Below are 22,570 nucleotides of genomic sequence, written 5' to 3'. Positions count from 1 at the left end.
CGGTTCGCGGTTCGAGGCGAGGAACCGAAAGGGGGGAAAGGTTCCTCAGCTTCGCCTGGCGCTTAACGAGGACGCTTGCGCTTCGGCTTGTCACCAGTCTGGTCACCCATGGTCGAGTCGGTCGTGGACGCGCTCGGATCCGTCGGCGTGGTCGTGGTGGTGGACGAATCCGGCATCGTCGTCATCGTCCCGGAACCCGTGGTCCCGCCGGGCGTGGTGGTGGTGGACGGGTTCATCGACGGATCGGTCGGCGATGTCGTCTGGCCCGGGCTCGTCTGTCCGGGGACGGTGCTCTGATCCATGGTGCCGCCCGGCGTCGTCTGGCCGGGCGTGGTCTGCTGCGCGAAGGCGGCCGGCGCTGCGATCAGCGTGGCGGCGGCGAGAATCGTCTTGATGTACATTACTCGGCATCCTTCTGTTGATCATGCCAACGGAAGATTAACCATCAAGCTGACAAGAAGTCTCACCAACTGATTTCGATTAGTCGATAAAAGTAAACGGACCAGGGCCGAGTCGAGCGCAAGATCAGCCGACTTGCGCCCGATGCAGCAATTTCTGATCGGCCAGTACCAACGCGACCATTGCTTCGACGACGGGCACGCCGCGAATCCCCACGCACGGGTCGTGGCGCCCTTTGGTGCGGATCTCGCTGGCCTCGCCGTCGCGGGTGACGGTCTCGACCGGGATCAGGATCGAGCTGGTCGGCTTGAACGCGACGCGCATCCGCACCGGCTGGCCGGTCGCGATGCCGCCCGCGATGCCGCCCGCATGATTGGCGAGGAAATCGACGCCGCCGTCGCTGGTGGGGCGCATCGCGTCGGCATTCTCCTCGCCGCGCAGGGCGGCGGCCGCAAAGCCGTCGCCGATCTCGAAGCCCTTCACTGCGTTGATCGACATGCACGCCGCCGCCAGTTCGCTGTCGAGCTTGGCGTAGAGCGGCGCCCCCCAGCCGGCAGGCACGCCGGTCGCTTCGCAGGCGACGACCGCGCCGAGCGAGGAACCGTCCTTGCGCGCGGCGTCAACCAGCGTCTCCCAGCGCGCGGCCGCGTCCGGGTCGGGGCAGAAGAAAGGATTGTTGCCGATTTCGGCCGCGTCGAACCTGGCATAGTCGATCGTGTCGCCACCGATCGCCTCGACCCAGGCGGTGATCGTCACCTCCGGGATCACGGCCCGGGCGACCGCACCCGCCGCCACCCGCGCCGCCGTCTCGCGCGCCGAGGAGCGGCCGCCGCCGCGATAGTCGCGGAAGCCGTATTTCTGGTCGTACGCGTAATCGGCATGGCCGGGACGATAGGACTTGGCGACGTCCGAATAATCCTTGGAGCGCTGATCGACATTGTCGATGTGCAGCGCGATCGGCGTACCCGTCGTGCGCCCCTCGAACACGCCGGAGAGGATGCGGACCTGGTCCGGCTCCTGCCGCTGGGTGGTGAAGCGCGACTGGCCCGGGCGGCGGCGATCGAGGAAGGGCTGGATGTCGGCTTCGCTCAGCGTCAGCCCCGGCGGGCAGCCATCGACCACCGCGCCGAGCGCGGGGCCATGGCTCTCGCCCCAGGTGGTGAAGCGGAACACGCGACCGAAGCTGTTGAACGACACCGGCGCACGCCCTCCGTCTGGATCAAAACCGCCGGCCGTTTCGCAGGTGTCGCGCGGCGCTGCAACCCGTTCGGGTTTTTGTGGTCGGCGCCGGCGGCTGCCGGCTCTCAGGGAATCTCGAAGAGTCCCGCCGCGCCCATACCGCCGGCGGTACACATCGACACGACGACAAACCGCGCCCCACGCCGCCGCCCCTCGATCAGCGCATGGCCGACCAGCCGGCTGCCGGTCATGCCGAAGGGATGGCCGATCGCGATCGCGCCGCCGCTGACGTTGAGTTTCTCGGGATCGATGCCCAGCGTGTCTCGGCAGTAGAGGCACTGACTGGCGAAGGCCTCGTTTATCTCCCAAAGGTCGATATCCTCGACCTTCAACCCGGCCCGGGCGAGCAGCTTGGGCACGGCGAAGATCGGGCCGATGCCCATTTCGTCCGGCTCGCAGCCCGCCACCTGAAAGCCGCGATAGATACCGAGAATCGGGCGACCCTCCGCCTCGGCGGTCTTGCGGTCCATCAGGATCTGCGCGGCGGCGCCGTCGGAGAGCTGGCTGGCATTGCCGGCGGTGACATGGCGGCCCTCGGCGACGAAGGCGCCGTCCTTCCACACCGGCTTGAGGCCGGCGAGCACCTCGGCGGTCGTGCCCGGCCGGATGCCCTCATCCTGGGTGACCGTCACCGTCTCGTCGCCGCTACGGGTTCCCGCCTTGTCGAACACTGCCTTGGTGACGGTGATCGGCGCGATCTCCTCCGCGAACGCCCCGCGGGCAAGCGCCTCGGCCGCGCGTCGCTGGCTGGCGGCGGCAAAAGCGTCCTGCGCCTCGCGCGAAATGCCATAGCGATCCGCGACGATCTCCGCGGTCTCGATCATCGGGATATAGGCAGCCGGCACCTGCTCGGCGACCGAGCGATTGGCGTAGCGGGTCGCATTGGCCATGGTCAGGCTGATCGACTCCATCCCGCCGGCGAGCGCAACGTCGATCTCGTCGGTCATGATCGAACGGGCGGCGAGCGCGATGGCAGTGAGGCCCGATCCGCATTTCCGGTCGAGGCTGAACGCCGGTACGCTGTGCGGGATACCCGCCGCGAACAGCGCCATGCGCGCCATGTTGGCGCCTTGCGTGCCCCATTGGTTGCCCATGCCGTAGAACACGTCGTCGATCCGCACGGGATCGATGCCGGCGCGCTCGATCGCCGCGTTCATGACATGCGCGGCGAGCACCGGCGCTTCGGTATCGTTGAAATAGCCCCGGCCCGCCTTGCCGATGCCGGTGCGGGCGGTGGAGACGATCGCGGCTTCGCGCATGGCACCCTCTCGTGTTTCGAGTTTCGGGTACGCTTCCGCCATCGGGGAGCGGAATGCAACCGCCTCAGTCGCGGAACTGGGGCGCGCGCTTCTGCATGTTGGCCATCACCGCCTCGATCTGGTTGGGCGAGCGGAGCAGTGCGGCTTGCTCGACGCTCTCGGCCAGCAGCACCGCGGCGGCATCGCCTTCATGGCTGGCGAGGCGCTTTGCGGCGCGGATCGCGTCGGGGTTGCGACCGGCGATGGCATGCGCGAGCGCCATCGCCTCCGCATGGGGATCGTCGGCCAGCCGGGTGACGAAGCCCAAGCCTTGCGCCTCCGCCGCGTCGAACTCGCGGGCGGTGTAGGTAAGCTCACGCAGCACGTCGTCACGCACCGTGCCGCGCCAGAGGACGAAGCCGGCCATGTCGGGGACGATGCCCCATTTGAGCTCCATTACCGAAAGTCGCGTGGCGGGCGCGGCGATCCGCACATCGGCGCCGCTGGCGATCTGCAGCCCGCCCCCAAAGGCCACGCCGTGGACGGCGGCGATCACCGGCACCGGCAGCGTTCGCCAGCCCCAGGCGACCTGCTGGAAGCTGTTGGCGAGCCCATGCGTCCGCGCCGCGATGTCGACCCCCGCGCCGACGCCCGCCATGCTCGCCATGTCGAGCCCGGCGCAGAAGGCGCGACCTTCGCCGGAAAGCACCACGGCGCGCAGCCCTGCGGACTGGCCGAGCGTGTCGATCGCCGCCAACAGCCCTTCGATCATGGCGGGATCGAGCGCGTTCATCTTGTCCGGCCGGGAGAGCCGCACATCGGCCACGCCCTGCTCGATCGTCCACGTCACGCGCTCGCTCATTCCGCATCCTCTCTCATTCTCTGCCAATGTGCGGCGAAGCATTTGCGCGGGCAAGACGGTGGCGCTAGAAAAGTGGGTATGTCCCAGTCCAGCGATCCCGCGGCGGCGCCCCGGTTCGATCCGCGCATGTTCTTTGCGCTCCGCTTTCCCAACCATGGCAGCCGCCTGGGCGTCGCTCATCGCGATCACGGCGAGGATTGGTCCGAGCTGGAGCTGCCTTGGCGCGCGGATCTGGTGGGGCAGGAGGAGACCGGCGTGCTCGCCTCGGGGCCAATCCTGGCGCTGATGGACATGGCGAGCAGCGTCGCGGTGTGGCTGAAGGTGGGCAGGTTCCTGCCGCACGCCACGCTCGACCTGCGGATCGATTATCTGCGCCCGGCGCGCGCGCGACAGACGGTGATCGGGCGCGCCGAATGCTATCGGCTGACGCGGTCGATCGCGTTCGTGCGCGGACAGGCGCATGACGGCGATCCCGCGGATCCGATCGCGCATGTCGCGGGCACCTTCATGGCGGCGGAGGGATACCGGTGAAACTGCCTCCCTATGCCGAGCTGCTGGGACTCACCGTCGAGCCGGGCGCCGATGCGCCGGTGCTGGTGATGCCTTTCGCCGGAGACGTGGTCGGCCGGCCGGGCTTTCTGCATGGCGGCGCGATCGGTGGACTGCTCGAAATGGCGGCGGTCGGCGCCCTGCTTCAGGCGCTCGAAGCCGAAGGCGCGGCGCAGATGAAGCCGGTCAGCGTCACGGTGGACTATATGCGCGGCGGGCGCGAGAAGGAGACGCGCGCCAAGGGCACGGTGACGCGGCTGGGCAACCGCGTGGCGAATGTCAGCGCCGTGGCGTGGCAGGACGAGGAAGACCGGCCGATCGCCGCAGCGCGGATGAACTTCCTGATCGTCAGATAGGGGAGTGTTCCCTCCACACCCCACCGTCATTCCCGCGAAGGCGGGAATCCATTAGCCTGTGCGCCTCGGGACGAGCCTATCCACCTGCGGCAATGGATCCCCGCCTTCGCGGGAATGACGAAGGATGTTGGGGAGGCGTGCACCTCCCCAATCCCTCACTTCTTCGGGCTCACCCGCATCAGCCAGCCGCCATCGCCCTTGGCGCCGTCCTGCAGCAGCCACAGCGAGCCGTCGGGACCCTGCGCCACGTCGCGGATGCGCATGTCGAGGTTCCACTGATCGGCCTTGCGGGCATTGGTGCCGTCGAGCGCGATGCGGAGCAGTGCCTGGCCGGACATCGCACCCATCAGCAGCGAGCCCTTCCACTGCGGGAACTCGCTGCCGCTGTAATAGATCAGCCCCGAGGGCGAGATCGACGGCACCCAATGGAGCTTGGGCAGCTCATAGCCGTCGCCGGCCTTGGGCTTGGGAATCGGCTTGTTGTTGTAATTCTCGCCGAACGACACATTGGGCCAGCCATAGTTGCGGCCCTTGACGATCAGGTTGAGCTCGTCGCCGCCCTGCGGGCCCATTTCGTGCTCCCAGAGATTGCCGGATGCGTCGAAGGCGAGGCCATAGGGATTGCGATGGCCGCTGCTCCAGATCGCGGCGGGTGCGGGGTTGGGGCCGTCGAACGCAAAGGGGCGGCCCTTGGCGGTCTTGGCGGCTTCGGTATCCGCAGGCGGATCGATGACCTGCACGCTGGTCGCGCCGACCTTGCCCGCATCCGGATTGTCCGAGGCCGGCTTGCCGTCGAGCGTCAGGTGCAGGATCTTGCCGATCGCCTGGTTGGGATCCTGCGCGGGGGTGAAACGCTGGCGCTCGCCCGAGGACAGGAACAGCGACTTGCTATCGGGCGCAAAGGCGATCACCGCGCCGAACTGTCCGCCATCGCCGTCCGCGCCGCTGCGGAACAGCACCTCCACATTGTCGAGTCGCGGCGCCATCGCCTTGCCGCGGGTGAGCTTGGCGCGCGCGAGTGCCAGCGCGCTGCCGTTGGCGCGGGGCTCGGAATAGGTGAAGTAGATCATGTCGCTGCTGGCGAAGTCCGGCGCCGGCGCCACGTCGAGCAGGCCGCCCTGGTTCACGGTAGCGACCTTTGGCACGCCGGTTACCGCCTGGACCTTCTGGTTGACCTCCCAGAGCTGCAGCTGCCCGCCCTTTTCGGTGACCAGCGCCGCGCCGTCGGGGAGGAACGCGAGCGCGAAGGGCGAGTCGAACTCGGCGACGCGCGTCGCGGTGAAGGGCACGTCTGCGGGCAGCGGCGCGGGGGTGCCGCTGGGTACCGGCAACGGTGTCGGCGTGCCCGCGGTGCCTGCCGGCTGCTGGGCATTGGAGCCCGGCGACGAGCAGGCAGCGGCGAACAACATGGGTATCAGCAGCAGCGAACGGGGCATGGGAATCCTCTCCGGCGATGGTTCGGCTGAGAACCCAGCCGGTTTTGCAACGCGTTGCAACGCCTTTCCTGCCCGAAAAGATGCAAGGCCCCTGGCCTCCCCCTTGCTCCGCGGTACACGATTGCGTATATCGCGGATGCTTTCTCGGACATCGTCAAACATGATCGAGGTCGGGGCCACCAGGCTCCGGCGCCGAAGCTGCTTGATTACAACCGGAGACATGTGTGGCGAATCTCGCCGAACTGGCCAAGATGATCGAAACCGAAGCGCAGACGCTGGGCTTTGCCCTGGTGCGCGTGAAGCTGTTCGGCGGCCAGAGCGATCCCACGCTGCAGATCATGGCCGAGCGCCCGGATACGCGCCAGCTGACGATCGACGATTGCGCCGATCTGTCGCGCCGAGTCTCGGACCTGCTCGACCGGCTGGAGGCCGAGGGCCGCGATCCGATCGACCATGCCTATCGGCTGGAAGTCAGCTCGCCGGGCATCGACCGGCCGCTCACCCGGCTGCAGGATTTTGCCGACTGGCAGGGCCACGAGGCCCGCATCACGCTCGCCGAGAAGCTGGACGGGCGCAAGCAGTTCAAGGGCGACCTCGCCGGCATCGACAAGGACGCGGGCACCATCACGATCGTGACGCAGGATGAGACGCAGCATGTGCTGCCGTTCGCGGGCGTTGAGGATGCCAAGCTGACGATGACCGACCGGCTGATCGCCGCCACCGCGCCGCTCTCTGCCGAGGGCGCCGACAAGATTATCGAAGTAGAAGGATAAGCCCGGATGGCCACCGCCATTTCTGCCAACAAGGCCGAGCTGCTCGCGATCGCCGATTCGGTCGCGAAGGAAAAGCTGATCGACAAGGCCATCGTCATCGAGGCGATGGAAGACGCGATCCAGCGCGCCGCGAAGAACCGCTACGGCGTCGAGAACGACATCCGCGCGAAGCTAGATCCGGTTTCGGGTGACCTCCGCCTGTGGCGCGTCGTCGAAGTGGTCGAGCAGGTCGACGACTATTTCAAGCAGGTCGACCTGAAGGGCGCCGAGAAGCTCCAGAAGGGTGCGAAGGTCGGCGACTTCATCGTCGATCCGCTGCCCCCGATCGAGTTCGGCCGCATCCAGGCGCAGGCGTCCAAGCAGATCATCTTCCAGAAGGTCCGCGACGCCGAGCGCGAGCGCCAGTATGACGAGTTCAAGGACCGGGTGAACGAGATCATCACCGGCGTGGTGAAGCGCGTCGAGTTCGGCCATGTCGTCGTCGACCTCGGCCGCGCCGAAGGCGTGATCCGCCGCGACCAGCAGATCCCGCGCGAAGTGGTGCGCGTCGGCGATCGTGTCCGCTCGGTGGTGCTCAACGTCCGCCGCGAAAATCGCGGGCCGCAGATCTTCCTGAGCCGGGCCCACCCCGAGTTCATGAAGAAGCTGTTCGCGCAGGAAGTGCCCGAAATCTACGACGGCATTATCGAGATCAAGGCTGCCGCCCGCGATCCGGGCAGCCGCGCCAAGATCGGCGTGATCAGCCATGACGGCTCGATCGATCCGGTCGGCGCCTGCGTCGGCATGAAGGGCAGCCGCGTGCAGGCCGTCGTGCAGGAAATGCAGGGCGAGAAGATCGACATCATCCCCTGGTCGCCGGACACGGCAACCTTCGTCGTCAACGCGCTCCAGCCGGCGAATGTCAGCCGCGTCGTGATCGACGAGGAAGAGGATCGCATCGAAGTGGTCGTCCCCGACGATCAGCTCAGCCTCGCCATCGGCCGTCGCGGCCAGAATGTGCGCCTGGCCTCGCAGCTGACCGGCAAGGCGATCGACATCCTCACCGAGGCGGATGCGAGCGAGAAGCGCCAGAAGGAATTCGTCGAGCGTTCGGAGATGTTCCAGAACGAGCTCGACGTCGACGAGACGCTGGCCCAGCTGCTGGTCGCCGAAGGCTTCGGCGCGCTGGAAGAAGTCGCCTATGTCGAGATCGAGGAACTGGCGACGATCGAGGGCTTCGACGAGGACCTGGCGCAGGAGCTGCAGAATCGCGCCCAGGAAGCGCTGGAGCGCCGCGAGGAAGCCAATCGCGAGGAGCGCCGCGCGCTCGGCGTCGAGGACGACCTGACCACCATGCCGTACCTCACCGAAGCGATGCTGGTCACGCTCGGCAAGGCGGGCATCAAGACGCTCGACGACCTCGCCGATCTGGCGACCGACGAGCTGGTCGAGAAGAAGCGCGCCGAACCGCGTCGCCGCGGCGACGATACCCCCCGCAAGGAGCCCAAGGGCGGCATCCTGGCGGAATATGGCCTGAGCGACGAACAGGGCAACGAGATCATCATGGCGGCCCGCGCCCATTGGTTCGCCGATGAAGAACCTGCGCAGGCAGGCGAGGAGGACGCAATTGCGGACTCCGAACAATGATACGCGCCGACTGACATTGGCATTGGTCGTCCCCCCTCTAGGCAACGGGAGGGGACGATGACCGACGCGGTTCGCACCTGCATCCTGTCGCGCGAGGAATCGCCGCGGGAAGGGCTGATCCGACTCGTGCTTTCGCCCGAGGGCGAGGTGCTGCCCGACATTCGTGCCAAGGCCCCCGGCCGCGGCGCCTGGATCTCCGTCGACAAGGCGGGGCTGGCGGCGTCGCGCGACAAGGGCAGGCTGAAGGGCGCCCTCTCTCGCAGCTTCCGCACCGGCGACCTGCGCATTCCCGACGATCTGGAGGACCGGATCGCCGCCCAGCTGCAGCGCGCCGCGCTCGACCGGCTGGGACTGGAGGCGAAGGCGGGCTATGTGGTGATCGGTGCCGAGCGGATCGAAAAGGCCGCGCGCAGCGGCCGACTTCATCTGCTGCTGCACGCATCCGACGCCCGCGACGACGGCAGCCGCAAACTGGCGCAGGCGTGGCGGGTTGGCTCGGATCGGGAAGGTTCTGCCCTGAAGGGCTTAACATTGCCGGTCTCGCGCACCATATTGTCCTTGGCGTTAGGCCGCGAAAATGTGGTACACGCCGGATTTATCGACGCCCGGGCGGCGCAACGGACGAGCGAAGCGCTCGATCGCTGGCTGCACTTTATCGGACCCGAACCTGATCCCGTGTCTTGCGATTCCGAATCGCAAGGCGCATCGGCTTTGCCGTCCGCCGTGCCATTGACGACGAACATTATCGAGGAACTTGAGTAGCCGCATGAGCGACACCGAAAACGACAAGCCGAAACTGGGCATGCGCGCACCGCTGGGTCTGAAGCGCACGGTGGAAACCGGCAAGGTGAAGCAGAGCTTCAGCCATGGCCGTTCCAACACCGTGGTCGTGGAGGTCAAGCGTCGCCGTGTTCTCGGCCCGCAGGGTGCGCCGATCGACGAGTCGACGCCGGCCCCTGCCGCTGCGCCCGAGGCTCCGGCTGCTCAGGCTCCCCGCGCCGCTGCCCCGCAGCAGGCGCCCCGCCCGGCTGCCCAGCCGCCGCGCCGGCCGATGGACAATCTCTCGCCGCAGGAGCGCCAGGCCAAGCTGCTCCGCGAGGCCGAGGAACAGCGCATGCAGGCGCTGGAGGAAGCGCGTCGTCGCGACGAGCGCCTCCGTGCCGAGGCACAGGAAGAAGAGCGCCGCCGCGCCGAAGAGCGTACGCGTGCCCAGACCGAGGCGGCTGCCGCCCCGGTGGAAGCCGCGGCGCCCGAGCCGACGCCAGCTCCAGCGCCCGCCCCGGAACCGAAGCCGGAAGTGGTAGTGGAGGCTCCGGCCGCTGCGCCCGCTCCGACGCCGGAGCCGACTCCTGCGCCGGCACCCGCGCCCGCTCCCGCGGCACCGCAGGCCGCTGCCCCGCAGCCGGCGGCGCCCAAGCCTGCCCAGCCGCAGGCCGCCGCCAAGCCCGCCGCACCGGCACAGCCGCCGCGTCGTCCGGTGCCGCAGGGCCCGATCACGTTGCAGCTCGATGCGTCGCTGCCCGCGCCGCGTCGCTTCACGCCGGTCGTGCGTCCGGAAATTCCGAAGCCGCAGCCCAAGCCAGAGCCGCAGCAGGCAGCCCCTGCCGCGGCCCAGCAGACGCAGCAGCAGCCCGCGCAGAACCAGACGCAGCAGCGTGCCCCTGCGGGCGCCGGTGCCGCGCGTCCTGCGCCCTCGGGTCCCGGCGCCGCGCCGCGTCGCCCGGGTGCCGATCCGGCCAAGCCGTCGCGCGACCGCAAGGGCGACGATCGCCGCCAGTCGGGCAAGCTCACCGTCACGCGTGCGCTCGGCGGCGACGACGGCGCGCGTGCCCGCAGCCTCGCGGCGCTGAAGCGCGCCCGTGAGAAGGAGCATCGCCGCTCCTATGGCGGCCCGCGCGAGCCGCAGGTCAAGCAGGTCCGCGACGTGGTGGTGCCCGAGGCGATCACCGTGCAGGAACTCGCCAACCGCATGGCCGAAAAGGGCGCGGATCTGGTGAAGGCCCTGTTCAAGATGGGCATGATGGTCACGGTCAATCAGTCGATCGACCAGGATACCGCCGAACTGCTCGTCACCGATTTCGGCCATAACGTGCAGCGCGTCAGCGAGAGCGACATCGATCTCCAGATCGATACCGAACTCGATCCCGAGGACAAGCTGCAGCCGCGTCCGCCGGTCGTCACGATCATGGGTCACGTCGATCACGGCAAGACCTCGCTGCTCGACGCGCTGCGCGGTACCGATGTGGTGCGCGGCGAAGCCGGCGGCATCACCCAGCATATCGGCGCCTATCAGGTGACGCTCAAGGACAAGTCGAAGATCACCTTCCTCGACACGCCGGGCCACGAAGCGTTCAGCGACATGCGCGCGCGCGGTGCCAATGTCACCGACATCGTGGTGCTGGTGGTGGCCGCGAACGACGGGCTGATGCCGCAGACGATCGAGGCTATCAATCACACCAAGGCGGCCGGCGTGCCGATGATTGTGGCGATCAACAAGGTCGACCTCGACAGCGCCAACCCGCAGCGCGTGCGCGAGCGTCTGCTCGAGCATGAGGTGATCGTCGAAGAAATGGGCGGCGACGTCCAGAATGTCGAAGTCTCGGCGCTGAAGAAGATCGGCCTCGATGAACTGATCGAGAAGATCCAGCTCCAGGCCGAACTGCTCGAACTGCGCGCCAACCCCGATCGCGAGGCCGAGGGCACCGTGATCGAGGCGAAGCTGGACAAGGGCCGCGGCCCGGTCGCGACGATCCTGGTCAACCGCGGCACGCTGCGCGTGGGCGACGTGTTCGTCGTCGGCGCGGAGAGCGGCAAGGTCCGTGCGATGATCGACGACAAGGGTCGCCAGATCAAGGAAGCGGGCCCGGCGATGCCGGTCGAGGTGCTCGGCATCTCGGGCGTGCCGTCGGCCGGTGATCCGATGCAGGTGGTCGAGAGCGAGGCGCGTGCCCGCGAGGTCGCCGAATATCGCCAGGGCGTGCTGCTCCAGAAGCGCACGACGCAGGCGCCGGCGAGCCTCGAGAGCATGTTCTCCGCGCTCAAGGACAAGCAGGCGATCGAGTATCCGGTGGTGGTCAAGGCCGACACGCAAGGCTCGACCGAGGCGATCGTGGGTGCGCTCAGCAAGCTCGGCAACGACGACATCCGCGTGCGCATCCTGCACTCGGGCGTGGGCGGCATCACCGAAAGCGACGTGTCGCTGGCAGCCGCCAGCGGCGCGCCGATCATCGGCTTCAACGTCCGTGCAAATGCCAAGGCCCGCGAGATCGCCGAGCGGAACAAGGTGGCGCTGAAGTATTACGACGTCATCTATGACCTGACCGACGAGATCCGCGCCGGCATGGCGGGCGAGCTGGGTCCGGAAGCCTTCGAAACGGTCGTCGGCCGCGCCGAGATCAAGGAAGTCTTCTCGGCAGGCAAGCACGGCAAGGCGGCTGGTCTGCTGGTCGTCGACGGCTTCATCCGCAAGGCACTCAAGGCACGCATCACGCGCAACGACGTCATCATCTACACCGGCGAGATCGCCTCGCTGCGTAGGTTCAAGGACGATGTCGCCGAAGTGCGCGCAGGTCTCGAATGCGGTGTGACGTTCACGCAGAACTTCGTGGACATCAAGGCCGGCGACTATCTCGAAACCTACGAAGTCGAGCTGCGCGAACGTACGCTGTAATCGGGCAGGGCCGCCGATGGACACCTTTTGTTCCTCGGCAGCTTCGCCTGTGATACGCTTCCTTTTCGGCTGCACCTGCGGCCGAAAAGGAGGTGGTTCATGTGCCAATAGAAGCAGTTGCAGGTCTGGTTCTGGGTTTCGCGACGTTCATCGTCGCGTTGCTCGGATTGGTGGCGAAGCTCATTGAGCTGAGCCGCAGGTAACCCAGTGCGGGCTCCCGGTGCTGGAACGCCGGGAGCCCAAAATGATTTGAGCCCGGGCGCTGGAACACCCGGGCTCAGGTGGTGACGTCTTGCCAACAGTCACAGTTGCAGTGTCTCTCAAATAGCGAAAACCGGTCAAAATCACAAGATGCGCCAGAACGACACCGATGAAACCCGCTCTGTCCGCGTGCTGCGCGTGGGCGAACAGGTGCGCCATATCCTCAGCGAGATCCTCCAGCGCGGCGACGTGCATGATGAGGTGTTGGCCAAGCACCTGGTCTCGGTGACCGAGGTGCGCATGTCCCCGGACCTGCGCCATGCGACGGTGTTCGTGAAGCCGCTGCTCGGCAAGGACGAGGAAGCGGTGCTCAAGGCGCTGCGGACCAACACCGCCTTCCTCCAGCGCGAAGTCGCGCACCGGGTGAAGATGAAATATGCCGCCAAGCTCAAGTTCCTGGCGGACGAAAGCTTCGATGAGGGCAGCCATATCGACAAGCTACTCCGCGCGCCGAATGTGGCGCGGGATCTGGGCGAGAGCGAAGATTGACTTCGCAGGCGGTAAGACGCATCTTACCACTATGAACGCCACGACGACGCTCTCCGCGAAAGGTCAGGTCGTGATTCCGAAAGAGGTTCGGGATGCGCTGGGGTTTCTGCCGGGTCAGCAATTGGAAGTCATTCGCAGCGGCGCATCGATCGTGCTGCGTCCGATCGCGGCAAAGTCCGGCCGCTCGTTCGACGAGATCACCGCCTCGCTTCGTGCGACGCTGCGGTACGATGGTCCGCCGGTCACCATCGAAGAAATGAACCACGCGATCGGGCAGTCCGCTGCGGACAGGGCAGCTGCGCGGGACGATCGTGCGCGCGGTTGATACCAACGTTCTTGCCCGGTTTCTGATAGGCGACGATCCGGCACAGGCTGCCATCGCAGCCGAGATTCTGCGCGGCGATGTGTACATATCGAACAGCGTGCTGCTGGAGCTGGAGTGGCTGCTGCGGTCCCGCTACCGGCAGCCCGTCCATGCGGTCGCGCACGCGCTCCGGGATCTGATCGACCTCCCCACCGTCCAGGTTGGAGACAGCGCCGCGCTCACTTGGGCCCTCGACCGGTTCGGCCAAGGCGCGGACCTCGCCGACATGCTCCATCTGCTCGCGGCGGGCCCGGCCAGCAGCTTCGCGACCTTCGATCGCGGAATCGAGCGCGCCGCCGGTGCCAATCCTCCCGTGCCGATCGAGACCCTTGCCTGATGGCCAAGCTCTATTTCTACTATGCGTCGATGAATGCGGGGAAATCGACCACGCTGCTGCAGGCCGATTTCAACTATCGCGAGCGCGGCATGCGGACGCTGCTGTTCACCGCCGGCGTGCATGATCGCGGCGGGCACGGCGTGATCGACTCCCGCCTTGGCATCCATGCCGATGCTACGCCCTTTTACGCCGGCACCGACCTGCGTACGATCGTGCAGGACGCGCATTTCTCGGCGCCGCTGGCCTGTGTGCTGGTGGACGAGGCGCAGTTCCTCTCTGCGGCGCAGGTGCGCCAGCTGGCCGCCGTGTGCGACGAGGACGAGGTGCCGGTGCTCTGCTACGGGCTGCGCACCGATTTCCGGGGGGTGCTGTTCGAAGGCGCGGCGGCGCTGCTGGCGATCGCGGACTCGCTGGTCGAGATCAAGTCGGTCTGCGAATGCGGGCGGAAGGCCACGATGAACCTGCGCGTCGATGCCGATGGGCGGGCCGTCCGCGAGGGCGAACAGCGCGAGATTGGCGGCAACGATCGCTATGTCGCGCTCTGCCGCCGCCACTTCGTCGAGCGGCGCGGCGCGATCGGCTGATACGAAAAGGGCGCCGCGAAGGTCTCCCCCGCGACGCCCTTCCCGCTATGAAGCGCGCGGGGAAGCCCCCGCGCCTCCGATCAGAAGTGGAACCGGATCTCGCCGCCGATGATGCGCGGCTCGTTGATCATGCCGGTCAGGTTGTTGAAGTCGATCGCGCTCTGCGCCCGGATCTGGTTGAGGATGTTGCGGGCGAACGCCGCCACCTCATAGCCTTCCGGCGCGCGATAGCCGATGCGCAGCCCGCCCTCGATCAGCGAACGCCCGCGGAACTCCTTGGCCTCGTAGAGGAAGTAGTTGATCTCGCTGCGATAGGCCCAGTCGGTATAGGCATAGACCTCGCCACCGTTCGCCAGCGGCACGCCGTAGCGCGCGGTGGCGTTCAGTACGAAGCGCGGCGCCTGGGGCAGGCGGTTGCCGTCGATCCGGGCGAAGGTGTTGGTCCCATTCGTGAAGGTCGGGTCGGTCATGGTGCACAGCGAACCGCACGCCGCTACGACCAGATTGGGATCGCGGATCTGGGTGAAGTTGTAGCTGCCGCTGGCGGTGAGATCGAGCCCGCGCACCGGACGGTAGCTGAACTCCGCCTCGACGCCGTATCCGTTGACGTGATCGGCCGAGAGCAGCTGGTTGGCATTGTTTGCGCCGCCCACTGCGGTCAGCTGCAGGTCGTCGGTGCGGAACCAGTAGCCGGTCAGCGCATAGTTCAGGCCCTTGGCGGGGAGCGCGCCCTTGACGCCTGCTTCGGCCGACTTGGTGAACTGCTTGCCCGCCGTGGTCGGCACCGAGCCGAAGGTCACGCGGTCCTGGATCGCCGGGCCGAGATAGCCGGTAGCGAAGCGCGCATAGACGTTGACGTCGGGGGTCAGCGCATAGGTGGCGCTGGCGTCCCAGGTCACCGCTTCGCCGGTTACCTTGGTCTGCAGCGGCAGGGTGACGCCGCCGGTCAGCGGACCGAAGCCGGTGATCACGTCGTTCTTGCGGTCGTGCGAATAGCGCACGCCGGCGCGCAACGTGAGCGCGTCCGTCGCCTTGAACTCGCCCGAGGCGAAGATGCCGTAATTCTCGTTGATATTCACATGGCCGATATTCTGGTTCTGGGCGCCGCCGCCCAGATCATAGCCATATTCGCTGTAATCGAGATTCTGGTCGAAATAATAGAGGCCGGCCTGGCCGCGGAACGCGCCGAACTGGTCGGTGGCGAAGCGCAGTTCCTGGCTGAACTCCTTCGGGCTGGTGATGCCGCCGGTGTTCGACGGGAACAGCGCCTTGTTCAGTCCCAGCGCCGGAAAGCCATAGGTGTCGCCGCCATCGATGTCGCCGGTGCTCTGCACCTTGGCGCGCTCATAGGCGGTGATGGAGTAGAGCGTGCCGAGGCCGTCGAAATGATAGTCGAGCTGGACGCTGCCGCCCCACTGCTCCAGCCACTGGCTGGTATAGCCGTCGAGCTTGACGTGCTTGGGGTCGAAGCCCGGCGAGAAGTCGTTCGAGCCCTGCTGGAACAGGCCGGCGCGGAACACGCGCGGCGTGCCTTCGAGATCGCGGCCATGGACGTTGATCAGCGCGTTGAAATCGCCGCTGGTGTAGGACAGCTGCACGCGGCCGGCCCGATCGGTATAGCCTTCGAGCTTGCGGTTGGCGACGCTGAGCGGGCTGGTGCTGTCGTTCACCACCCAATTGTCACGGTGCTGGACGAGGCCCGAGACGCGCAGCGCGAAGCCGTTGCCGAGCGGGGCGTTGAGCGCGAGATCGGCGTTGATCGTGTTGTAGGTCGCCCAGCTGACGCTGCCCTTGGCTTCATACTGGTCGGTCGGGCGCTGCGATTCGAGCTTCACCACGCCGGCCGGGGTGTTGCGGCCGAACAGCGTGCCCTGCGGACCGCGCAGCACTTCGACGCGCGCCAGGTCGAACGCCGGGAAGGCCTTGAGCATCGGGTTTTCAAGCGCGACATTGTCGTACACCACCGAAACCGGCTGCGCGGCATTGGGATCGAAATCGGTGTTGCCGAGGCCGCGGATGTAGAACCGCGGGAAGGTGCGGCCGAACGAGCTTTCGATCTGCAGGCTGGGCGTGCGCGCCGACAGGAAGCGGATGTCGAGGCCCGAGGAATTGAGCACGTCGAGCTTCTCGCCGCCGATCGCGGTGACGGCCACCGGCACGTCCTTGGCGGCTTCGGTGCGGCGCTGGGCGGTGACGACGATCTCGCCGGTCTGCTGCGGCGCGGCCTCGTCTGGCTGCGCACCCTGGACCGGGGCAGGCGTTTCGTTGCTGTGGACGGCGGCGAGCGCCGAAGGCGTGGTGAGCGCAGCGCTGGCGAGCAGCAGGCCGCGAAGAAGGGCGGAAGTGGTCATGGTTGCGTCGAGTCCCCGTGCATGATGGCTCGTCCTCTCCGGCGCGATGTCGCGATCATTTCTTGTTGGTGTCGCCGATTTTTCGCGCGCCTGTAGCGGAATTGTCACGTGCTTCAAGCGTCGAGGTGGGGCGGGCGGACGGTTGTTCGAAAGCTGTGGCATTTATGTCGTGATCAAAAGCTTCCGACACGCACGCGCCGGGTTGGCACAAATTGTGCCGAATACCGATTGACACAATATGTGCCATATGGGAAACGGCGCTACCGGTTCCTCGGCGAGACTGTGCCCGCAATCCTCGATTTGCGGAACGGCCTCCTGCGTCCCGGTTCAACCAGGGAGGTTATCATGAAGCGACTATCGATTCTTCTCGCCTGTGCCGTGCTCGGCGGCATCGGCTATGGCCCCACCGCGCAGGCGGCGACGATCTACGGCAATCACATCAAGGCGAATTGGGCGCTGCCGGCGCCGAAGTCACCCTATACAGGGTTCAAGTTCGCGCAGAATGGCAGCTGGACCTACAGCTTCTACGCCGGGAACGGGGTCGAAGCGTCGGGCAAGCTCGACAGCACCGACGGAATCCTGATCGACTTCACGCAGCATGGCCTGGCCATCACCTTCACCAATGCCGGCGCGTTCGCCGGCCATGCCTTCAACGGCCTCGTCTTCGAACAATTGGACGGCGACATATTCGCAGAGGTGATCGGGGTGACCGGGTTCGGCAGCGAACGCGTCGTCAACACCGGCAACAAGCTGACGGTGAACTTTAGCGGCCTGCGCCCGAGCGCGGGCCAGCGCTATGCGATCCAGTTCGCCAGCGGTGTGCCGGAGCCGGCGACCTGGGGGATGCTGCTGGCCGGTGCGGGGATGGCGGGTGCGGCGATGCGCCGCCGCCGCGCGGTGACGGCACGCTTGCTGCGTGCTTGAGCCGCGGGCCGGGCGCCGCTTTCCCACCCCCAGCGGCGGCGCCCGGCTTCTGGTGCATCGGGCAGAATGCCCCTAAGGCCGCGCGATGCACGGCTGGATCCTTCTCGACAAACCTCTGGGCCTCGGTTCGACGCAAGGCGTGAGCGCGGTGAAGCGCGCGCTGCGCGAGGGCGGCTATGCCAAGGTGAAGGTGGGCCATGGCGGCACGCTCGATCCGTTGGCCACCGGCGTGCTGCCGATCGCGCTGGGCGAGGCGACCAAACTCGCGGGCCGCATGCTCGACAGCGACAAGGTGTATGACTTCACCATCCGGTTCGGGGTGGAGACGGATACGCTGGATGCCGAGGGGAAGGGCGTCGCCGAGTCCGAGGTGCGGCCGACGGGGGCGCAGCTGGAGGCGGTGCTGCCGCGCTTCACCGGGCCGATCGAGCAGGTGCCGCCGGCCTACTCCGCGCTGAAGGTGGATGGGGAGCGAGCGTATGATCTAGCGCGCGCGGGCGAGACGGTGGTGCTCAAGAGCCGGGCGGTGACGATTTACGAGCTGGAGGTGGTCGCGGCTTCAGAGATCGGTCGCCCTCACCCTTCCGCGGCTTCGCCGCTCCCTCCCTCTCCCGATGGGAGAGGGAAGGGGCCCGCCGCCGGAGGCGGTGGGAAGGGTGAGGGTGACGAGCATCTCCAGCAAATTACCCTCCGCGCCCATGTCTCCAAGGGCACCTACATCCGCAGCCTCGCTCGGGACGTCGCCCGCGCTCTTGGAACGGTCGGCCATGTCAGCTATCTCCGGCGCATCAAGGCGGGGCCCTTCACGCTGGACCAGGCGATTTCACTGGACTCTTTGGCGGATGCCGCTAAGGAGCGGCGCCTTGAAGACATTTGCCTGCCGCTGAGGGCGGGGCTGGACGACATCCCGGCTCTACCCCTCACCCCCGATCAGGCAGGGCTGCTCCGCCAGGGGCGGGTCTTAATCGGGATTGCCGTTCACGATGGCCTCCATTTCGCGCTGCTCGGGGATCTCCCTGTGGCGCTGGTGGAAGCCGAGGCCGGAAGCATCCGGGTCGTGCGCGGCTTCAACCTATAGCCTTGATGTCGAAGGAAACGCCATGTCGATCACGCAGGAGCGCAAGGAAGCGCTCGTCAAGGAACACGCTCGCAACGAGGGTGACACCGGCAGCCCCGAAGTGCAGGTCGCGATCCTCTCGGAGCGCATCGCCAACCTCACCGAGCACTTCAAGACCCACGCGAAGGACAACCATTCGCGCCGCGGTCTGCTGATGCTGGTCAACAAGCGCCGCAGCCTGCTGGACTATCTGAAGAAGAAGGACCAGGCGCGCTACGCAGATCTCATCGCGAAGCTCGGTCTTCGCAAGTAACAACGGAAAGGCGACCTTCGGGTCGCCTTTTTGTCATTCCGGTGCGATAACGCATCGGCGGCTCCCCGCGACAAGGCAGGGAGCGAACGGGGGATCGGCAATACGGTCGGTCCCACGAGCCACATACGGCTCACGCATAGGCCCCCCGCGTGATTGGCACCGGGGAGTGAAGGAAACGACATGTTCGACAAGAAGACTGTATCGATCGAGTGGGGCGGCAAGACGCTGACTCTCGAAACGGGCAAGGTTGCCCGCCAGGCCGACGGCGCGGTGATCGCGACCCTCGGCGAAACCGTGGTGCTGTGCGCGGTCACGGCCGCCAAGTCGGTGAAGGAAGGCCAGGACTTCTTCCCGCTGACCGTCCACTATCAGGAAAAATTCTCGGCCGCCGGTCGCATCCCGGGTGGCTTCTTCAAGCGCGAGCGCGGCGCCACCGAGAAGGAGACTTTGGTCTCCCGCCTCATCGACCGCCCGATCCGCCCGCTGTTCCCGGAAGGCTTCTACAACGAGATCAACGCCATCGCTCAGGTGCTGAGCTATGACGGCGAGAACGAGCCCGACATCCTCTCGATGATCGCCGCCTCGGCAGCGCTCACGCTCTCGGGCGTGCCCTTCATGGGCCCGATCGGCGCGGCGCGCGTCGGCTACATCAACGGCGAGTACATCCTCAACCCGACCGACGCGCAGGTTGCCGAGGGCGAGCTCGATCTCGTCGTCGCCGCCACCTATGACGCGGTGATGATGGTCGAATCCGAAGCCAAGGAGCTTTCGGAAGAGGTCATGCTCGGCGCCGTGCTGTTCGCGCACGATGCCTGCCGCGACATCGTCAAGGCGATCGTCAAGCTCGCCGAGCAGGCCGCCAAGGATCCGTGGGAAATCGCGTCGCAGGACGACAATGCGAAGCTCAAGGACAAGCTCAAGAAGCTGATCGGCAAGGACATTGCCGCCGCCTACAAGCTGACCGACAAGTCGGCCCGCTCGAACGCGCTCAACGAGGCGCGGGCGAAGGCGAAGGCGCAGTTCACCGAGGACGGCCTGAGCCCGCAGGACGTCATGGCCGGCATCAAGCTGACCAAGAAGCTGGAAGCCGAGATCGTCCGCTCCGCCATCCTCAAGGACGGCAAGCGCATCGACGGCCGCACCACCACGCAGATCCGCCCGATCGAGGCGGAAACGCACTTCCTGCCGCGTGCACACGGCTCCGCGCTGTTCACCCGCGGCGAGACCCAGACCATCGCCACCTGTACCCTCGGCACCAAGGATGCCGAGCAGATGATCGATGGCCTGAACGGCCTCAGCTACCAGAACTTCATGCTGCACTATAACTTCCCGCCCTATTCGGTCGGCGAAGTGGGCCGCTTCGGCGCGCCGGGCCGTCGTGAAGTCGGGCATGGCAAGCTGGCATGGCGCGCGCTGCACCCGGTGCTGCCGTCGAAGGAAGACTTCCCCTACACGATCCGCCTGACCAGCGACATCACCGAGTCGAACGGCTCGTCGTCGATGGCGTCGGTGTGCGGCGGCAGTCTCGCGATGATGGACGCCGGCGTGCCGATCAAGCGTCCGGTCTCGGGCATCGCCATGGGCCTGATCCTCGAGGGCAAGGACTATGCGATCCTGTCCGACATCCTGGGTGACGAAGATCACCTGGGCGACATGGACTTCAAGGTCGCCGGCACGTCCGAGGGCATCACCACGATGCAGATGGACATCAAGATCGCCGGCATCACCAAGGAGATCTTCGAGGCGGCGCTCAACCAGGCGAAGGCCGGTCGCGCGCACATCCTGGGCGAGATGAACAAGGCGCTGGGCGAAGTCCGCGCCGAGCTCTCCGCGCATGCACCGCGCATCGAGACCTTCACCATCGACAAGTCGAAGATCCGCGAAGTGATCGGCACCGGCGGCAAGGTGATCCGCGAGATCGTCGCCACGACCGGCGCCAAGGTCGACATCGACGACGAGGGCGTGATCAAGGTCAGCTCGTCGGATCCGGCGCAGATCGAAGCCGCGATCAAGTGGATCAAGGGCCTCGTCGAGGAAGCCGAAGTCGGCAAGATCTACAACGGCAAGGTCGTCAACCTCGTCGATTTCGGTGCGTTCGTGAACTTCATGGGCGGCAAGGACGGTCTCGTCCACGTCTCGGAGATCAAGAACGAGCGCGTCGAGAAGGTCTCGGACGTCCTGAGCGAAGGCCAGGAAGTCAAGGTCAAGGTCCTCGAGATCGATCCGCGCGGCAAGGTCCGCCTGTCGATGCGTGTCGTCGACCAGGAAACCGGTGCCGAGCTCGAAGACTCGCGCCCGGCCCGCGAACCGCGCGAGCCCCGCGGCGATCGCGGTGACCGCGGCGACCGTGGCGGCGACCGCCGTCGCGAGGGCGGCCGTGGCGGCGAGCGCGGCGAGCGTGGCCCCCGCCGCGACCGTGGCGACAAGCCCCGCGGCGGCCGTGACGGCGGCAAGGACGAAGGCGGCAAGGACGATGGCGGCGATATCGGCCTGCCCGCGTTCCTGACCGGCGATCGCGACTGATCACCGGCGTTTCGCGCAAGAAATGAAGGGGTCCGGCGGTGCCGGGCCCCTTTTTTCATTAACCCATTCCATCGTTCCACTTTGCGTTGAACCGCGCTATGCAAGCGGTGGGGGGAACGAACGGAGCAGATTACGTTTAGGGGTGAGGGCCGACCGATGATGGCAACGACGACGATCGCCGAACTGCGGCACGATCACGAGATGATCGACATTCTCGCACGACGCCTGTCTGGCCTCCTCGAAAGCGAAGCGACTCCGGTCGAGCTTTCGACGGCGCTTGACCATTTGATCCACTGCGTCGCCGAGCATCTCGCCCGCGAAGATACCACCATCTACACGCTGACGCTCTCCGCCAAGCCGGGCATCTCGCGCAGCAAGGTCGATCAGGTTCGCGAGGATTTCGAGCGGCTGAAGGCGAACTGGCAGGACTATCTGCTGTTCTGGACCCCCGAGCAGATCGCCGCCGATCGCAAGGGCTTCGCCGAGGCCAGCCGCGCAATGCTGCCGCGCCTGCGCAACCGGGTGAAGCTGGAGGAAAGCCTGCTGGTCGCCGCCGCGCTGCAGGGCGAGCCGGGGTTCCCGACGAAGCACTAGGGCGGCTTGCACTAGGTCCGCTATCGCCCAATTGCGGACATGATCGAAACCGTGCACCTTGTCAGACATGAAGCCAGATTGGAACGAAGCGCCCTGGGATGAGCCGCTAACGAAGGTGACGGGCCACAAGCTAGCTTCAGAGGCGGAACCAGAGTGATGGTCCGCTACCTCAAGCTTATCCTCATACCTGCGCTCGCCGCGATAGCGGTCATGCTTATAACCGCGCTTATTGCGCACATTCCGAACTCGCTTGAACATGCCGACACGATTTGGCGCGTCGGCTTTTCCGCTGCGATGCTCTGCTACTGCGCAGTCTCGTTCGTCATTTTCGAGGACCGGAAGCGGGGCAAGCGATAACGCTTGCCACTTTGCAATCTATATAATCGACCAAAGATTTAGCTCCTTTCCTACGACTGCTACCCACCATCTGCAGATGAAAGGAATTCACGATGGCCTTCGAACCATTTGGACATGGCGATCGCTGGTACGATCGCATCGGCGGCCGCAATCTCAGGCCAGCCGAATTTGCGATGGCATTGCTCGTCGTGGTGATCATATCGATTTTGTGGCAGCTGTTCGCCTGATCAACTCCAAGTCGATAGTCCGCTTCCCACCAAACTCCGCC

At 66.3% G+C, this 22,570-nt stretch carries 23 protein-coding genes; 17 read left to right on the top strand and 6 right to left on the bottom strand.

The features are described 5' to 3' along the window. Nucleotides 1-62: 62 nt before the first annotated feature. The 4 genes from S2M10_RS14455 to S2M10_RS14440 form a co-directional block, all read right to left on the bottom strand. Entirely contained in the window at nt 63-401 is a 339-nt protein-coding gene (locus S2M10_RS14455; RefSeq protein WP_168846690.1) for a hypothetical protein, read from the bottom strand. 124 nt (nt 402-525) lie between these two features. Then, entirely contained in the window at nt 526-1,596 is a 1,071-nt protein-coding gene (gene aroC / locus S2M10_RS14450; RefSeq protein WP_168846689.1) for a chorismate synthase, read from the bottom strand. Nucleotides 1,597-1,703: 107 nt separating this feature from the next. Further along, nucleotides 1,704-2,897 (bottom strand): acetyl-CoA C-acyltransferase, encoded by a 1,194-nt coding sequence (locus S2M10_RS14445; RefSeq protein ID WP_168846688.1) that lies wholly within the window; start codon nt 2,895-2,897, stop codon nt 1,704-1,706. Between the two features lie 64 nt (nt 2,898-2,961). Then, nucleotides 2,962-3,738: a crotonase/enoyl-CoA hydratase family protein gene (locus S2M10_RS14440; protein WP_168846687.1), complete on the bottom strand. Its 777-nt coding sequence runs from the start codon at nt 3,736-3,738 to the stop codon at nt 2,962-2,964. A 78-nt stretch (nt 3,739-3,816) separates the two neighbouring features. Between S2M10_RS14440 and S2M10_RS14435 the strand changes: the two genes are divergently transcribed. Next, nucleotides 3,817-4,269: a PaaI family thioesterase gene (locus tag S2M10_RS14435; protein WP_168846686.1), complete on the top strand. Its 453-nt coding sequence runs from the start codon at nt 3,817-3,819 to the stop codon at nt 4,267-4,269. Further along, nucleotides 4,266-4,643, top strand: coding sequence for a PaaI family thioesterase (locus tag S2M10_RS14430; RefSeq protein ID WP_168846685.1), 378 nt, complete (start codon nt 4,266-4,268; stop codon nt 4,641-4,643). The genes S2M10_RS14435 and S2M10_RS14430 overlap by 4 nt, the downstream gene beginning before the upstream one ends. Nucleotides 4,644-4,798: 155 nt before the next feature. On the opposite strand, the gene S2M10_RS14425 is transcribed toward S2M10_RS14430, so the two are convergent. Then, complete coding sequence (locus tag S2M10_RS14425; RefSeq protein ID WP_168846684.1) at nt 4,799-6,079, bottom strand: PQQ-dependent sugar dehydrogenase; 1,281 nt, start codon at nt 6,077-6,079, stop codon at nt 4,799-4,801. 224 nt (nt 6,080-6,303) lie between these two features. On the opposite strand from S2M10_RS14425, the gene rimP reads away from it, so the two are divergent. From rimP to S2M10_RS14385, 8 genes are all read left to right on the top strand, one after another. After that, nucleotides 6,304-6,852: a ribosome maturation protein RimP gene (gene rimP / locus S2M10_RS14420; RefSeq protein ID WP_168846683.1), complete on the top strand. Its 549-nt coding sequence runs from the start codon at nt 6,304-6,306 to the stop codon at nt 6,850-6,852. Nucleotides 6,853-6,858: 6 nt separating this feature from the next. Further along, complete coding sequence (nusA, locus tag S2M10_RS14415) at nt 6,859-8,478, top strand: transcription termination factor NusA (protein WP_168846682.1); 1,620 nt, start codon at nt 6,859-6,861, stop codon at nt 8,476-8,478. A 57-nt stretch (nt 8,479-8,535) separates the two neighbouring features. Beyond that, nucleotides 8,536-9,240 carry a DUF448 domain-containing protein gene (locus S2M10_RS14410; protein ID WP_168846681.1) on the top strand — a complete coding sequence of 235 codons (705 nt, stop codon included), beginning with the start codon at nt 8,536-8,538 and terminating at the stop codon, nt 9,238-9,240. A 4-nt stretch (nt 9,241-9,244) separates the two neighbouring features. Beyond that, nucleotides 9,245-12,148, top strand: a complete 2,904-nt coding sequence (gene infB, locus S2M10_RS14405) for a translation initiation factor IF-2 (protein WP_168846680.1) — start codon at nt 9,245-9,247, stop codon at nt 12,146-12,148. 351 nt (nt 12,149-12,499) lie between these two features. Beyond that, entirely contained in the window at nt 12,500-12,898 is a 399-nt protein-coding gene (gene rbfA, locus S2M10_RS14400) for a 30S ribosome-binding factor RbfA (protein ID WP_168846679.1), read from the top strand. Between the two features lie 31 nt (nt 12,899-12,929). Then, entirely contained in the window at nt 12,930-13,223 is a 294-nt protein-coding gene (locus S2M10_RS14395; RefSeq protein WP_168846678.1) for an AbrB/MazE/SpoVT family DNA-binding domain-containing protein, read from the top strand. Continuing rightward, entirely contained in the window at nt 13,210-13,599 is a 390-nt protein-coding gene (locus S2M10_RS14390) for a type II toxin-antitoxin system VapC family toxin (protein ID WP_348770609.1), read from the top strand. The genes S2M10_RS14395 and S2M10_RS14390 overlap by 14 nt, the downstream gene beginning before the upstream one ends. Next, nucleotides 13,599-14,183, top strand: coding sequence for a thymidine kinase (locus tag S2M10_RS14385; RefSeq protein WP_168846677.1), 585 nt, complete (start codon nt 13,599-13,601; stop codon nt 14,181-14,183). Before S2M10_RS14390 ends, S2M10_RS14385 begins: the two co-directional genes overlap by 1 nt. A gap of 80 nt (nt 14,184-14,263) precedes the next feature. Here S2M10_RS14385 and S2M10_RS14380 read toward each other — a convergent pair whose 3' ends face one another. Beyond that, nucleotides 14,264-16,534 (bottom strand): TonB-dependent receptor, encoded by a 2,271-nt coding sequence (locus S2M10_RS14380; RefSeq protein ID WP_168846676.1) that lies wholly within the window; start codon nt 16,532-16,534, stop codon nt 14,264-14,266. 345 nt (nt 16,535-16,879) lie between these two features. On the opposite strand from S2M10_RS14380, the gene S2M10_RS14375 reads away from it, so the two are divergent. The 7 genes from S2M10_RS14375 to S2M10_RS22995 all read left to right on the top strand — a co-directional run bounded on the left by S2M10_RS14375 (nt 16,880) and on the right by S2M10_RS22995 (nt 22,529). After that, entirely contained in the window at nt 16,880-17,458 is a 579-nt protein-coding gene (locus S2M10_RS14375; RefSeq protein WP_168846675.1) for a PEPxxWA-CTERM sorting domain-containing protein, read from the top strand. 85 nt (nt 17,459-17,543) lie between these two features. After that, entirely contained in the window at nt 17,544-18,536 is a 993-nt protein-coding gene (gene truB / locus S2M10_RS14370) for a tRNA pseudouridine(55) synthase TruB (RefSeq protein ID WP_168846674.1), read from the top strand. Nucleotides 18,537-18,558: 22 nt separating this feature from the next. Continuing rightward, the gene (gene rpsO, locus S2M10_RS14365; RefSeq protein WP_010544825.1) at nt 18,559-18,828 is read left to right on the top strand and encodes a 30S ribosomal protein S15; all 270 of its coding nucleotides are present in this window, start codon (nt 18,559-18,561) and stop codon (nt 18,826-18,828) included. Between the two features lie 180 nt (nt 18,829-19,008). Then, nucleotides 19,009-21,351, top strand: coding sequence for a polyribonucleotide nucleotidyltransferase (pnp, locus tag S2M10_RS14360; protein ID WP_168846673.1), 2,343 nt, complete (start codon nt 19,009-19,011; stop codon nt 21,349-21,351). A 156-nt stretch (nt 21,352-21,507) separates the two neighbouring features. Then, nucleotides 21,508-21,945, top strand: coding sequence for a hemerythrin domain-containing protein (locus tag S2M10_RS14355; protein WP_168846672.1), 438 nt, complete (start codon nt 21,508-21,510; stop codon nt 21,943-21,945). 156 nt (nt 21,946-22,101) lie between these two features. Next, on the top strand, nt 22,102-22,302 hold the full coding sequence (locus tag S2M10_RS14350; RefSeq protein WP_168846671.1) for a hypothetical protein: 201 nt from the start codon (nt 22,102-22,104) through the stop codon (nt 22,300-22,302). Nucleotides 22,303-22,394: 92 nt separating this feature from the next. Continuing rightward, nucleotides 22,395-22,529, top strand: a complete 135-nt coding sequence (locus S2M10_RS22995; RefSeq protein ID WP_282098055.1) for a hypothetical protein — start codon at nt 22,395-22,397, stop codon at nt 22,527-22,529. Nucleotides 22,530-22,570: the final 41 nt, after the last annotated feature.

Source organism: Sphingomonas sp. S2M10, assembly GCF_012650175.1.
Classification (GTDB): Bacteria; Pseudomonadota; Alphaproteobacteria; order Sphingomonadales; family Sphingomonadaceae; genus Sphingomonas.
This window is presented reverse-complemented; position numbering and strand designations above follow the sequence as displayed.